12 protein-coding genes are annotated in these 14,426 nt (G+C 54.7%); 5 read left to right on the top strand and 7 right to left on the bottom strand.

What is annotated here, in order from left to right:
- Window positions 1-319: 319 nt before the first annotated feature.
- Entirely contained in the window at window positions 320-3,712 is a 3,393-nt protein-coding gene (locus FJ695_RS24485; protein WP_141187883.1) for an ATP-binding protein, read from the top strand.
- Window positions 3,705-4,613, top strand: coding sequence for a DNA-binding response regulator (locus tag FJ695_RS24480; RefSeq protein WP_141187882.1), 909 nt, complete (start codon window positions 3,705-3,707; stop codon window positions 4,611-4,613). Before FJ695_RS24485 ends, FJ695_RS24480 begins: the two co-directional genes overlap by 8 nt.
- Before the next feature lie 9 nt (window positions 4,614-4,622).
- Here the strand turns inward: FJ695_RS24480 and FJ695_RS24475 are convergent, their stop codons facing one another.
- From FJ695_RS24475 to FJ695_RS24465, 3 genes are read right to left on the bottom strand one after another with little or no spacing between them, the layout of a single operon-like run.
- On the bottom strand, window positions 4,623-5,198 hold the full coding sequence (locus tag FJ695_RS24475; RefSeq protein ID WP_141187881.1) for a cupin domain-containing protein: 576 nt from the start codon (window positions 5,196-5,198) through the stop codon (window positions 4,623-4,625).
- Window positions 5,199-5,215: 17 nt separating this feature from the next.
- Window positions 5,216-7,135: a TRAP transporter fused permease subunit gene (locus FJ695_RS24470; protein ID WP_247653727.1), complete on the bottom strand. Its 1,920-nt coding sequence runs from the start codon at window positions 7,133-7,135 to the stop codon at window positions 5,216-5,218.
- A 42-nt stretch (window positions 7,136-7,177) separates the two neighbouring features.
- The gene (locus FJ695_RS24465) at window positions 7,178-8,104 is read right to left on the bottom strand and encodes a TAXI family TRAP transporter solute-binding subunit (protein ID WP_247653726.1); all 927 of its coding nucleotides are present in this window, start codon (window positions 8,102-8,104) and stop codon (window positions 7,178-7,180) included.
- A gap of 270 nt (window positions 8,105-8,374) precedes the next feature.
- Between FJ695_RS24465 and FJ695_RS24460 the strand changes: the two genes are divergently transcribed.
- Window positions 8,375-9,403, top strand: coding sequence for an AraC family transcriptional regulator (locus FJ695_RS24460; RefSeq protein WP_141187880.1), 1,029 nt, complete (start codon window positions 8,375-8,377; stop codon window positions 9,401-9,403).
- A 68-nt stretch (window positions 9,404-9,471) separates the two neighbouring features.
- The gene (locus FJ695_RS24455; protein WP_141187879.1) at window positions 9,472-10,629 is read left to right on the top strand and encodes an acyl-CoA dehydrogenase family protein; all 1,158 of its coding nucleotides are present in this window, start codon (window positions 9,472-9,474) and stop codon (window positions 10,627-10,629) included.
- 67 nt (window positions 10,630-10,696) lie between these two features.
- Here FJ695_RS24455 and FJ695_RS24450 read toward each other — a convergent pair whose 3' ends face one another.
- From FJ695_RS24450 to FJ695_RS24440, 3 genes are read right to left on the bottom strand one after another with little or no spacing between them, the layout of a single operon-like run.
- Complete coding sequence (locus FJ695_RS24450) at window positions 10,697-11,443, bottom strand: alpha/beta fold hydrolase (RefSeq protein ID WP_141187878.1); 747 nt, start codon at window positions 11,441-11,443, stop codon at window positions 10,697-10,699.
- Between the two features lie 12 nt (window positions 11,444-11,455).
- On the bottom strand, window positions 11,456-11,752 hold the full coding sequence (locus FJ695_RS24445; RefSeq protein WP_141187877.1) for an AzlD family protein: 297 nt from the start codon (window positions 11,750-11,752) through the stop codon (window positions 11,456-11,458).
- Window positions 11,745-12,494, bottom strand: coding sequence for an AzlC family ABC transporter permease (locus FJ695_RS24440; RefSeq protein WP_141187876.1), 750 nt, complete (start codon window positions 12,492-12,494; stop codon window positions 11,745-11,747). Before FJ695_RS24440 ends, FJ695_RS24445 begins: the two co-directional genes overlap by 8 nt.
- A gap of 164 nt (window positions 12,495-12,658) precedes the next feature.
- Here FJ695_RS24440 and FJ695_RS24435 point away from each other — a divergent pair, with 164 nt between their 5' ends.
- Window positions 12,659-13,207 (top strand): helix-turn-helix domain-containing protein, encoded by a 549-nt coding sequence (locus tag FJ695_RS24435; protein WP_141187875.1) that lies wholly within the window; start codon window positions 12,659-12,661, stop codon window positions 13,205-13,207.
- Window positions 13,208-13,323: 116 nt separating this feature from the next.
- Here the strand turns inward: FJ695_RS24435 and FJ695_RS24430 are convergent, their stop codons facing one another.
- Window positions 13,324-14,313 carry a hypothetical protein gene (locus FJ695_RS24430; protein ID WP_141187874.1) on the bottom strand — a complete coding sequence of 330 codons (990 nt, stop codon included), beginning with the start codon at window positions 14,311-14,313 and terminating at the stop codon, window positions 13,324-13,326.
- Between the last annotated feature and the right edge of the window lie 113 nt (window positions 14,314-14,426).

Raw genomic sequence — 14,426 nt, 5'->3', positions numbered from 1 at the left:
CTTTTCATTTGATTCTTTATTTCATATATTATGTTTCATGATTCAGTTTTTAAAACATGAACAGGTAGCGTATTTGGATAATATAGAAGATAATTTTTGTTATTAATTGTGAATATTGTCAATGCAACTTGAGATAGTTATCTCTTCCTCGGGTTGAACTTTAAAGTTTTAAATATGGCCCGCTACACCACTGGTATTTCGGCTGTGGCGCGGAAATTGCTTTGCTTCAGCCGACGAAACACAAAAAGGTTATTGTTGGTGTGATGGCGTCTGATGACTGCCTGGCGAAGCGGCAGCTGAACAAAAAAGAGGCAGCTCAGTGACGGCGCGGCAACGCATCGTGCCGATCCGCCGTCAATACAATAAGTGGGTCAACAATCAGACCCTTGAGGACTATGCACTTAGGTTTACCGCAAAAAGTGCCCGTAAGTTTTCGTCCAGAGCCATCTCCCAAACGGCAATCGGAGCCATTTCATTTCTGGCTCTAGAGGCGATTGGCGGCGCGATTACGTTGTCGCACGGAACGGCAAACGCGTTTCTCGCCATCTTTGTTGGCAGTTTTGTACTGCTGGTGGTTGGACTGCCGATCAGCCGTTATGCGGTGCGTTATGGCGTGGACATCGATCTGCTCACCCGCGGCGCGGGGTTCGGTTACATCGGGTCAACGGTTACGTCGCTGATCTACGCCAGTTTCACCTTCATCCTGTTTGCAATCGAAGCTTCGATCATGTCCGGGGCGCTGGAGTTCGCTTTCGGCGTGCCACTTTGGCTGGGGTACATCGTCAGCGCCGTGGCCGTCATTCCGCTTGTGACCCACGGCATCACCTGGATCAGCCGATTTCAATTGGCCACCCAGCCGTTCTGGATCATCTTGAACATCCTGCCGTTTGTATTCATCGTGTTGACCGACTGGCAGGCCATCGGAACCTGGCTGAGTTTTTCAGGTATTGATCCGGCAACAGGTACCTTGAAAGCTCCGGACAGTGGCTGGGATAGTGTCAGCCTTGTCAGTTTCGGAGCGGCATCAGCCGTCATTCTCGCGTTGATGGCGCAAATCGGTGAACAGGTCGATTTCCTTCGGTTCCTTCCATCCAAGGAATATGCGCGCCGTCGGCACAAACTTGCCGTGTTTCTGGCAGGGCCGGGTTGGGTGGTGCTTGGGGCGCCCAAAATGCTGGCTGGATCTTTCTTGGCCGTTCTGGTGCTCTCTCATGGCGTTCCAGTTGAGCATGCTGATGATCCTTCCCGGATGTACACTGTTGCCTTCGGGTACATGATCCCCAACGAGACTGTTGTTTTGTTGCTAATGGCCGCTTTTGTGGTGGTCGCGCAGCTGAAAATCAACGTCATGAACGCCTATGCCGGGTCGCTGGCGTGGTCGAATTTTTTCTCCCGTCTGACCCACTCTCATCCCGGACGCGTGGTGTGGCTGGTGTTCAATGTCGGCATTGCGCTCTTGTTGATGGAGCTTGGGATCTACCGGCTCTTGGAAGAGACACTAGGAGTCTTTTCCATCATCGCAATGGCGTGGTTGTCAGCCATTTCAGCGGATCTTTTTATCAACAAACCGCTTGGCTTGTCGCCACCCGGGATCGAGTTCAAGCGCGCACATCTTTATGACATCAACCCGGTCGGCACTGGTGCGATGCTGCTGGCGGCAGGGATCGCGCTTGTTGCGCATTATGGTCATTTTGGAGAAACGGCCGCAGCTTTGTCGACCTTCCTGGCAATGATTGTTGCCTTTGTCGCTGCACCAGTGATTGCTTGGGCTACAAAGGGCAAGTTCTATCTGGCCCGCAAGCCGCGTCAGAGCTGGCAAAGCATCGACCAGATCGCCTGTTCGATCTGCGAAAATCCCTTTGAGCCGGAAGACATGGCCTATTGTCCGGCCTATCAGGCGCCGATCTGTTCTTTGTGCTGTTCGCTCGATGCCCGTTGTCATGATTCCTGCAAGCCCAAAGCCCGCCTGAACCACCAGCTTGGTACGGTGGCGGCGGCCGTGTTCCCGGTGCCCGTGTTGGAGGTCTTCCGAACCCGGCTCGGCCGTTATGCGCTGACGGCTATGTTCGCGATTGCGGCAATTGGGGCTGTGCTTTGGATCATCTATTCCCAAGCTGCCAGCCGTCTTGGAGATCCAGCCGGGATCCTTGCCGAAATCGTCGCTCTGATCTTCTTCGTTTTTGCTATTGCAGCCGGCATAGCCTCTTGGTTCCTTGTACTTGCTCATGATACCCGCCATGTAGCGGAGGAAGAATCCGCCCGCCAAAACGCTCTTCTGCAAAAGGAAATTAACGCCCATAGGGTGACCGACGCGGCGCTCCAGACAGCCAAGGAAGAGGCCGAAGCGGCGAACCTGGCCAAAAGCCGCTATGTGGTTGGTCTCAGCCATGAATTGCGCACACCGCTCAATGCGGTTTTAGGGTATGCCCAAGTGCTGGAGCGTGATGACAGCTTGCCCCCAGCGCGCAAGCCTGCCGTCACGACCATTCGGCGCAGCGCCGAACACTTGTCGGGCCTGATTGACGGCCTTCTGGACATTTCCCGGATCGAAGCCGGCCGGCTGCAGGTCTATTCTAATGAAATCAACTGTCATGACTTCCTTGACCAGATCGTCGATATGTTCCGGATGCAAGCGCGGGCCAAAGGGCTGGAGTTTCATTTTGAACGGTCAGACAGCTTGCCGGCGATTGTGCGCACGGACGAGAAACGGCTCCGCCAGATCCTGGTCAATCTTTTGTCGAATGCGATCAAGTTTACCGAAAAGGGGAGTGTGTCCCTAAAGGTGTCCTACCGGTCCCAGGTGGCCAGCTTTGTGGTTGAAGACACCGGGCCGGGCATTGCCTTGGGCGAGCAGACAAAAATCTTCGAGCCTTTCGGGCGCAGCGAAGACGCCAAGACAGACCGGACCCCTGGTCTTGGGCTCGGGTTAACTATCACGAAACTCCTGACTGAAACGCTGGGCGGAGCCCTTGCATTGTCGAGCAGCGAAGGCGCAGGTGCGCGTTTTGAGGTGCGCCTGATGCTGGCCGCTGTCGACAAACCCGTGGGCGCGGTACGGCGGGAAAAACGGATCAGCGGTTATGCGGGGCAGCGGCGGCTCATTGCTGTGGTTGATGACAACCCCGATCATCGTGCTCTGGTGCGCGACATACTCGACCCGCTCGGATTTGCCGTCCTGGAAGCTGCAAGCGGGCAGCAGTGTCTGGAAGCGATCCTGCCTCTCCATCCAGATCTTTACCTGGTTGATATCCTGATGCCCGGGCTGAACGGTTGGGAGCTGGTGGCAAAGCTCCGGACCCAAAAAGAAACGGCGCCGGTGATCATGTTGTCGGCAAATATCGGCGATCAGGCGCTCCGGCCGGAGGGTCCTGATCATCACACAGCCACCTTGGCCAAGCCTTTCGACATTCACCAACTTCTAGATCTCATCCAGCAGCACACTGGGGTGGAGTGGTCGGAAAAGGTTCAAAGTGAGCCGGCAGTGGCTAAGCCGTCAAACGAGACAATTCAGTCCCCGGGGGGGCGCCATATCGCTGATCTGTTGAGCCTGGCGGAAATCGGGTACGTCGAGGGCATTGAGGCCAAACTGACTGAACTTGCCGGTGATCCCGAAAACTCAGCATTGGTCGATACGCTGCAAGAGCATCTCAGCCGATTTGATTTCGACGGATATAAGGACGTCTTGGGCGCATTGGAGGAGCAGGATGGATAACCGCCGTGACACGGTGCTTGTGGTGGATGACAGTCCAGACTCCCTCGGATTTGTGACCGAAGCCCTGAAGAAAACCGGAATTGCCGTGTTGGTGGCCACCAGCGGGGAGGCGGCCTTGTCTGTTTGCGAAAGGGTGACACCGGACACAATCTTGATGGATGCGGTCATGCCCGGACTGGACGGATTTGAAACCTGCCGCAAATTGAAGGACCATCCAGGCCTCAAGCACGTACCGGTGATCTTTATGACCGGCCTGTCTGAAACCGAACATATTGTCAAAGCGCTGGAATGCGGCGGTGTCGACTTTCTCACCAAGCCGATCGACGTTGACGAATTGAAGGCACGTATCAAGGTTCATTTGAAAAACGCGCGCTCAGTGCAAAGCGCGCATGTTGCCATGGACGCTTCCGGGCGCCATCTGGTTGCGGTCTCTTCAGAGGGCGCAATTCTTTGGACAACTCCACAAATTCAGACACTCTTAGCGCGCACCGGAGATGCCGATGCGAGCCTGTTTCAGCTGGGCCGGGCATTGGGCGATTGGATGGACAGCGGCCAGGAGGCATCCCGGCGCACCAACTTCATGCTCGGATTGTCTGAGGATCTGGCTGTCCAGCTCCACCCGCTCGGCCGGGTTGGCTCGGATGAGAACCTCTTCCGGGTAACAGCGGATGATGAAGATGGGCAGGTAAACGCACTTCAGCAGGAATTCACGCTGACACAGCGGGAATCCGAAGTGCTGATCTGGATTGCGAAGGGCAAGTCGAACAAGGATATTGGTGAAATTCTGAGCCTTAGCCCACGCACGGTGAACAAGCATCTGGAGCAGATTTTCGTGAAACTCGGTGTTGAAAACCGGGCTTCGGCAGCCGTCAGAGCCGCCGAAGTGATGTTTGCATTTTGAGACAACCTTTCAGCGGGCTGGAATGCCTTTTTGCTGGTCTGCTGGTGCATCTCGCTGGGTGACACCATCCACGAGAATGAACGCAATGGAGCAGGGCTCCGTTCCCCGGTTTGACCAAGCGTGATTGGTGCCGCGCTGGACCACAACGTCGCCCGCCTTCAATAGTACTTCGTCCTCGTCGAGCAACATGTAGATTTCGCCAGTCATGATGACCGCGTAATCGACGCTGTCGGTCCGGTGCATAAATGGGTGGCGCGCACCCTCGACGATGTTGGCGCCGGCGCCCATTTCGGCAAAAGCGGCCTTTCCATCCAGTTTGGCAAGAACCTCCGGATCCTCCGGCATGAATTCGACCACCCGGAATACGCTGCCACCTTTCGGCGGATGCAGGATAAATGGTCCGTCACAGGTTTCCGTGGGGCCGTCGTATTCCGCAGGTGTGCTAGCGGACAGCCAAAAATTGGTGAGTGTCACGCCGGGCCGGTTGGGCCGCTGCAGCCGGTGGGTCGCGATATTATCGCTTTCAACAACCGCCACTCCGTTCTCATCATGCCCGGTGACAACGCGTCTGAATTCTCTCGCCATGTTTATTCCGTGTATCGTCAGGATTTAAGTGAAATTTGTTTTTCTGACCGCTGCTGAAACAACAGCCAACCAAGCAGAACGACGCCGACTGCGGCGGTCGGTATCGTTTGCATCAGCAAGCAAAGTCCGGCGGCGATTGCGATTGTCCGGTTGAGTGGGCTGAGTGGCGAAAGCAAACAACCAACGACACCTGCGGCTACACAGGCGACACCGGCAAAGCCAGTGACGACAGCGCTTATGTTGTCTGTAAATCCACCTTGCATCAAAAGCCCGGGACCAAAGACAAAGGCAAACGGCAGGACGAAACTTGTTGTTGCGTAAGAGGCAGCTGTCCAGCCGACCTTATTGACATCCGCACCTGCGATGCCGCCTGCCACATAGGAGGCAAGGGCGACGGGAGGTGTGATCGTCGAGATGCAGCCGTAGTAGAAAACGAAGAAATGCGCTGTTAGCATCGGCACGCCGAACTTCACCAGCGCGGGCGCAACAACCGTTGCCAGGATGAGATAGGCAGCCGTTGTCGGCAGTCCCATACCTAAGATGATTGAGGCAACCATTGTGAAGATCAACGCCAGGAACAATTGACCGTTGGCCGCGATGTCAATCAACAGCGCGATCTTCGATCCTAGGCCTGTGATGCCAAGCGTCCCGGAGATGATTCCCGCAGCGGCACAGGCCGCTGAAATCGTGATGACATTGCGCGCACCGTCCGAAACGCTTTGAGCAATTTTTTTGATCAGCTCCAGATCAACCTTTCGGGATCGAACAATATCCAGTGCGATCAACACAGCCATCGCCCAAAGGGACGCCTTGAAGGGAGAAAACCCGACAAGCATCAGCGCTAAAAGGATGCCAAAAGCACCAATGAAGGGGGCGCCTTGCAAAAGCACAGCTGATATTGGCCGGCCGTCGCTTTGGTCGGTGTCGGCCGGTTCAATGCCGGATTTGACTGCCTGCATATGGACGACAAAAAACGCGGAGCCGAAGAATAACAACGCCGGTAGAATGGCGACTGCCATCACGCTGGTATAGGGAACACCGACAATCTCGGCCATGATGAACGCTGCGGCCCCCATGACCGGCGGCATCAACTGCCCTCCAGTAGAGGCGACGGCTTCGATGGCGCCTGCCTGATGCGGTGCGTAACCTTCGCGTTTCATGATCGGAATTGTGACCGTGCCGGTGACCGCAACGTTCCCTGCTGCAGAACCGGAAACCATGCCGATGAGGGTTGAGAAAAGGACGGCCGACTTGGCACTGGCTGCCCGCAAGCCTTGCGTCAAACGAATTGAAATCTCGAAGAAAAAGTCGCTGGCGCCAAAACGTGACAACATCGCGCCGAAGATCGTGAAGACGATGATGTAGGTGGCGGCAACTCCGATCGGAATGCCGTAGACGCCTTGGGTGTCCGTTGTCAGGAACAGGACCATCCGTTCAAAGCTGTATCCACGTCCGTGAAGGAGACCTGGGAGGTAAGGGCTGAGGAAGGGATAACAGAAGAAGGTCAGAGTGATCAGTGCCAGGATGAGGCCAATGCCGCGCCGGGCGGCTTCAAAAACCAGAAGAAGAATGACAGCTCCAGCATAAAAATCGCCGTCTGTTGTCAGGCCACCGCTGAAGGCAATCGCTTTCCAGCGGGAAATCAGCCACAGGCTTGCAGCTAAGACTGCCGCGATCAACCCGGCCGACAAGACCTGGTTTACGCGTGTGCCGCTCAAACGCTCGCTGACCGGTTTCAGCGCAAACAGAAGTGAAAACGCGAGGGCCACGTGAATGAGCCGCAAGGGCATGGTCGAAATAGAAATCAAACCCGAAACGGTGGCCAGATGGAAGGCTCCAAGGCCGAAAGCCGCAGCTGCGATAAGATTGGTCCCATTCACAGCGGAGAGTCTGGAGAAAATACTCGGCACGTGATTGCCTTTGAAAAAAAGGAGCACGCCTCCCGCCAATTGGAGACGTGCTCAAGTGGTACCTGGGAGTTATTTTTTGAAGTAGCGTGCTGCGCCTTCATGCAGCGGGATGGCCAGATTCAACGAGTTGGCTGGATCGATCTGCTTTGCGTTAGCGTTCTCTTCTTGAAGCTCGCCAAGATTATCGAAGACGGCGGCGACGATCTTCTCAACAGTGTCGGCGGACAGGCTATTGGGTGCGATCAGCATGTTGTTGACGCCGATCATGTTGCCCGCTTGGGCAGTGCTATAAACGTCCGCGGGGATTTCGACAGCCTTGAAGGCTGCGTTTTTCTCAAGCGCCTTGTCCAGCATGCCGTCGGAGAAGTTGATGAAGCGCAGTTTGTTGCCTGCTGCTGCCTGCATGACCGCACCGGCTGGATAGCCTGATAGGGCAAAAGCTGCATCAACATTTCCATCGCTTAGCTGGCTGAAGCCATCCGAATAGGACAGGAAGCTGGGCACGATGTCGTCCATCGACATGCCGTGCAGCGGCAGAACAAAGTTCATGAAACCAAGGGTCCCGCCACCCGCTGGACCAACTGCGACGCGTTTTCCCTTTAAATCTTCGATTGTTTTGATGTCGGACCCGTCCAAAACGATCATATGCAGAACGCTTGGATGCAGCGCTGCGACAGCGCTCATATCGATAACGCCGCTTTTGTAAGGACCTTTGCCTTTGGTCGCCAAAACAGCCAGGTTGTTGTTGGTAATAGCGATTTCGACTTCACCGCTGTCGATCAACCGCGGGTTTTGAACCGAACCGCCGGTGACCACAGGAACCATGGACAGATCGCCGCCAGCATATTTGTTGACCATGTTCGAGATGCTTTGCCCCATCGGATAAAAAGCGCCGCCCAAGCTCGCAGTACCGATCCGCAACTCTTCCGCCTGTGCAGCTGCCGCTATAACCAGCATGCCCATCGCAAGGGTTGTTGTTTTTAAAGTCTTGTACATGGTGTGTCCTCCCGCGAATTTTCTTCAGAATATGCGATATTTAATTTGAATCAACAAATATATCGATATTTTTAAGAATGAGGGGGTTTTGTATAAATCTAAGCAGGGCGTGTTGGTTTGGACGGGGTGTGATTACAGCTCGTTGCAAAAAGGAGGCGGGCGTTGTTCATCCGTCTTCCATCTAACAGTAGAGGAAGCGGGCGGGTCGACAGGTGAACGAAATCATGACAAGCTCACTTCGAAAAAACAGACATAAACTAACAATCGTATATGACGTCACTTTACGCCGGTATGGTGTCCAATCTTATGAGCGGTTATCAGGAAGCCGGATTTGATTTGGCTGATGCTTTGCGCGCTGCAAAGTTTGATAGGATATCGCCGGAAGCAACAGTGCAGGATTTTGTCCGCCTGAGCCGCGCAGTATCTCTGCTGATGAATGATGAATATGCCGGCCAGATGGAACGGGCGCAAAGAGTTGGAACACTTGCACTTCTAGCTGCGCATGTCTCCCATGGACGAACTTTAGGTGACGGGTTTCAGCGTTTGTCCGACTTCATGAACATGCTGGACAACACATTCACTGTCTCGTTCTTTACAAACGGAGCCGAGTGCAGATTTCAGCTTAAACGCATTAATCCGAAATTTCCCAGATCGGAATTTGGAGTTGAAGCGGTTCTGATCTTGATGCACCGGCTCCTGGAGTGGATGTCAGCGTCTTCGTTGCCGGTAAATTCTATCTGGTTCGATTATACCAGGCCTGATTGGGCAGGGAGTTATTCGCTACTGTTTCCGAATGCGGAGCCAGCATTCGCAGCCTCTACAAGCGGATTTTCTATCCCATTGGATGAGTTGTCCCGGCCGCTTTGCAGAGCCGAAATTGCGGCCAAGGCTTGGGCACGCCGAACACCAATGGATGCGTTTTTTCCTGTCGAGCATTATTTAGGGACGTCTTTGGAAATCTCCAGCTTGCTAGAGAATGCGATCAAAGAAAGCCGAAAGCTGCCCTCCATGGAGGATTTGGCAGAACATCTGGAAATGCCCGTCTATACGTTGCGCCGGCGCCTGAAAAAGGAAGGCTGCGCACTTCCCGCTATTCGCCTTCAGGTCAAACGGGATCACGCTTGCCGTTTGTTGGCCGAAACGGATCAAAGTGTTGAGTCAATTTCGGCTCAGTTGGGGTTTAGCGAAACAAGCGCTTTTGTCCGTGCATTTAAGGATTGGATCGGTGTCACACCCCGAACCTATCGTCAGGCAGGTCTGCCGCAGGTCATCGCTTCGGCTCATCGAACCTTCAATTAGAAAATTGACAAAACATAACAGCTGGCCCTAGGTTGCCGCAAACGTCAGTTTCGACTTGGGAGGTTGTCTTGTCCGTTTTTTCCGCCACCGCATCCTGGCCTCAGGAAGAACATCGCCTGTTTTATGATGCAGCGTCCCGCATGCTGGACGATGAAATGGTGCCCAATATCGAAAGCTGGAACGATCAGGGCGTCGTCGACCGCTCGTTTTGGACCAAGACGGGCGAAGCGGGAATTCTGGGGGCGGCCCTTCCTGAAGAATTTGGTGGTGCCGGCGGTCCGGTCAGCTTCGATGCGGTGACCGCTTATTTGCAGGGCCGGAAGGGCGAAAGCAGTTGGGGCTTTTCGATCCAATCGATCGTCAATCACTATATTGCCGGATACGGTACCCCGAGCCAGAAAGAACGCTGGCTGCCCAAGCTGGCGTCCGGCGAGTTTGTCGGTGCGATTGCCATGACGGAGCCGGGTACCGGATCCGACCTTCAGAACGTCAAAACCGTGGCTGAACGGGTCGGCAATGATTACGTTCTCAATGGTTCCAAAATTTTCATCACCAATGGCCAGACAGCTGATCTGATTATCGTTGTAGCCAAGACCGACAAGACTAAAGGTGCCAAAGGGGTGTCGCTGATGGTTCTTGAGACGGACGGGGCGGAGGGGTTCACCCGTGGCCGCAATCTCAAAAAACTCGGCTGCAAAGCCAATGACACCTCGGAACTCTTCTTTGAAGATGTTCGCGTCCCGCCGGAAAATCTCTTAGGCGGTGAAGAGGGGCAGGGCTTCTATCAGCTGATGAAACAGCTGCCATGGGAGCGCTTGATTATTGCTTGCCTCGCGCTGGGCGTGATCGACTTTGCCATCGATGAAACCGTCAAATACGTGCAAGATCGTAAGGCCTTTGGTCAGCGGATCATGGATTTCCAGAACACGCGTTTCAAACTGGCTGAATGCAAGACCAAAGCTGAGGTGCTGCGCAGCTTCGTCAATGACTGTATCGCGCGTATGGACGAAGGCACTTTGGATGCGGCAACCGCGTCCATGGCCAAATACTGGAGTACGCAAGTCCAAAACGAAATTGCCAACGAATGCCTGCAACTGCATGGCGGCTATGGCTATATGATGGAATATCCAATTGCCCGGATCTATGCCGATTCCCGGGTGCAGATGATTTACGGCGGGACCAACGAGATCATGAAGGAGCTGATTGCCCGTTCAATCGATATCTAAGCTAGGTGTTTCTCTCGACGCACGAAGAGCTGGCAGCAAGTGAAGCAAAGCCTGCTGCGAATGCAGCTTAGCTCAAGCACTTTAGAAGGGCGGCGGCCACGTTTTTTGGCTTCTGCAACATGGGATAGTGGCCGCAGTTCTCAAGAGAAACGATTTCAAGGTTCGCATAATAGGGGGCGAATTTTGGCTCGAGCGAGGGTTTCCGGTAAAACGGAAGATCTGCCTCGCCGCAGAAAATGTACGCCTTTTCCAAAGCCGTTTTTTGTGGCGGCATCGATAAGGGTGCAAGGAACATTTTCAAGTAAGCGCGCTTGGTCTCAGGGCTTGATGCCGTCCAGGCGATCTCTTCCTTGCGGTCCAGCCATTCGTCACTTTCCAGATGCCCGCCACGAGCCAGGATCGCCTGACGAATTGCGGAGCGGTCATTGGAGACGCCTTGCATTTTTTCCTGGTCGGCTGCGGACGCTTGGAAACCGCCCGGCGGTACCGGGCAAAAGAAGATCAGGTTTTTCAGACGCTCCGGCGATGTCACGCCAAGCTGGTGACCGATCAAGCCGCTCATGGAGTGAACGACAAGAGAGAACGCCGCTAGGTCCCGGCTGTATGCATATTTCAGGATTTCCTCCGCAATTGCGGCAGCTGACGGTTCGGGTGAATGAGGCCCTGAGTTGCCGTATCCGGGGAGGTCCAAACAGTGAAATTCAAACCCTTTTGAATTGCAGAACTCCAGCATGGGTTCCCAATTCCGGTGATCTCCGAGCCATTCATGCAATACAATGACCGGAGACCCTTTGCCGTAAATTTTTGCCTGCATATTGCTTCTTGATTAAATCCCTGACATCCGCAGGAGAACAACGCTTGCGAGCCCCGCAGAAACACTGACGATAAGGGAAAAGCGGAGCGACAACAATCCAGTGACCGCGATCGCAATTGCCTCAGCCGGGCCTTTGGTCGTTGCTGCCGGGGCAATAAGCGCCGTCAGAACTGCCACGGGTACGGCGTTGAGAGCGGCTTCGGCGCGGTGGTGCAAATTCCCGAAATTGGAAAGCAGCAAGTGCCCGCCGGTCCGCGTGAGATAGGTTGCCGCAGCACACAGGCAGATAATCAGGACCGTGTTATCCATGGGAAGCTTCTCCTTCCGGGCGGCTGGTTGCTGCTGCAACGGCCAGGCCAGCAATACCGCCAAGCGTGATGTGCCACGGGCTGCCGACAGTGTAAAAGGCAAGGATTGAGGTCAAAGCGCTGGTCAGCAAAATGACACTGAACCCGGGCCGCTTGTGAAAGCCCGCCACCAGGCCAGCAAAATAAAGCGGCAGGATGTGGTCCAGCCCCAGAGCCTCCGGGTTGGTGATCAAGGATCCAAATGCTGCTCCAAGGCAGTTCGACGCGATCCAAGTGATATAGACCGAACCGGCGAAGGCAAAGTAGTAAGCTGGCCGCAGTCCCTGGTTGCCAGCACGCCGTTCAGACGCTGCATATTGTGGATCGACCAGGACGAAAAACGCAAGCGCCTTCTGAAAGCCTGAGAAGCCGTTCATATGGCGACCGATGGCTGCCGAATAGAGCACGTGCCGAAAATTGATTGCGAATACGGCCAAGACAATGGACCAAGCCGGAACGCCCTGAACAAGCAGATCCACCATCACATACTGGCTGGCGACCGCATAGATGGACATAGAGGCGAGCAGGAGTTCTGGGACGGTTAAACCGTTTTCCAGGGCGATGGCCCCGAAGACGGCAGAAAAGGGGACCAGCGCAAATAAGATCGGCATGGAATCCTTCACGCCGTCGGTCATGTCAGAGCGGAAGGTGTCTCCCGAACTGCCGGTAACGAGGCCGGTGCTTTCTTCGCTAACTGCGTTCATGGTATCAGCTCAAAGTGAAGTGGTGCGTTGCGGTGTTGTTGACAAAACGCTCTGAATTGTTCGTTTTATAGAACGTTGTTCGTAGAAATGAACGATTTAAGAGTGTTTGTCAAATCGAACGACTGAATGATAAAATGAACGCTTGTCGAAGTGAGCAGGGTAAAATGACGCCAATCGATCTGATTGCCAGATCCATCCAGCGGGAACGGGCCAAGGCGCATATGAGCCTCTCCGCTCTTGCCAAAGAGGCAGGACTGGCCAAATCGACCCTCTCTCAATTGGAGGCCGGGCAAGGCAATCCGAGCGTTGAAACGTTGTGGGCGATTGCCAATGCCCTGAACGTTCCTTTCAGTTTCCTGTTTGAGACGGCATCGCCGGATAAGACGCTCATTCGGTCCGGAGAAGGCGAGCCTGTCTCTTCAGAAAGTGCGAGTTTTTGCGCAACGCTCTTGTCAAATTGTCCGCCCGGACGCCGGAGGGATCTTTACCGGACAAATCTGTCCGGAGGCTCCATCCGGAAAGCGGAGGCCCACCCTGCGGGAACCGTCGAACATGTCTTTGTGGCTCAGGGGCAAGTGCGGGTCGGACCTCTCAACGAACTGGAGACGCTAGACGCTGGCGACTATTACCGTTTTCCAGGCGATGTCGCGCACAGCTACGAAGCTTTGACGGACAAGGCAACGGTTCTGCTGGTGATGGAAAGTGTTATGTAGAATTCAGCTTTCGAACCTCCTTTTCCTCACGAGGCTAGGCGAGGACAGGGAGCCGACGAGATGAAACATCACTGGTTCGGGACGAGCTGGCGCTGCATCCAGAAATCAGATGCAAGTTACCCCAAGATCCAGTCACGTCCTTCTGCAATACCGAAACTGAGCCAGTGGCTTAAAGGATCAAGGCCGGCCAGGGCAACGTCAGTGTTTTTTTGAAGGTAAGCGGCGCCATCGAAATGCTCTGACGGGTTTCTGCCTTCACTCCAGCCGTGCGCCAGATAGTGCTCAAGCGGGTTGAGATTTGCGGCCGCTACATCTGCATTTTGTTGCAAATACCAGTCTGTATCAAACCAGCCATTTGGATCGCGCCCTTCGCGCCACCCATGCGCCGCATAGTGATTGGAGCCGTCCAGTCCGGCCGCTGCAAGGTCCGCATTTTCGCGAAGGTAAAAGACTTCATCAACGCCGCTGTCCAGAACGGCGGACGTGCGGATGCCGGCACCCTGCGTCAGGCCGGTTTCATCACAATGGTTGGTACCTTCGGGATTGGTGAAATTGAAATTGGTGAACCCGAGGCATTTTAGCTCCAGCTCAGCTTCTTCAAGAAATTGCAGAACCGGGTTGCCGTCGGTTGGACCGGTCGCGACATAGTCATAGACTTCACGGGCCGAAAGCAATGTTGCGCTTGACGACGTGGCAGCTGCAGTCTTGAGACCGTTGAGTGTCAGAACCGAGGTCAGAACCTCCCACTCCACACGGCTGGTTTGCTCGTACTGATACAAGATGGCATCCCGGATCGGCGCCATGATCGCCAAGGTCCGGGCGTATTCAATTGTATTGGTGTCGGTCAGCGGTGTCGTCAGCAGGGTGAGTTGTTCGCCGCCGGAAAATGGCGCTGCTGCAGCGGCTTGCACGGTGCCGTTGCTGTCGGTGACCTGGTTAAACCCATAAGAGATCAGGCTGGTATCAAGTTGGTGTTCGCCGCCTTCGAAAATCAGCGGTTCACCCGTACGCGCGCTGATGAGGCCAAAGGCCCACAGGCCTGATAGGTCTGAGGTGCCGGGCACCGGATCTGACAACGCCTGTGTAGCAGTCTGACGTTCTTCCATATCCTTCCGGCTCCGCTCTGCTGGTCTGAGTGGTGATCCTAGAGTACCCGGCTTGATCAAAACGGATACTCTAGCACCACATTCAGATCATACAGCCGGAGGAGAGCAAAGCC

It is taken from the genome of Labrenzia sp. PHM005 (assembly GCF_006517275.1).
Classification (GTDB): domain Bacteria; phylum Pseudomonadota; class Alphaproteobacteria; order Rhizobiales; family Stappiaceae; genus Roseibium.
The sequence above is the reverse complement of the archived record's forward strand: the minus strand, read 5'-3'. Positions and strand labels throughout refer to the sequence as shown.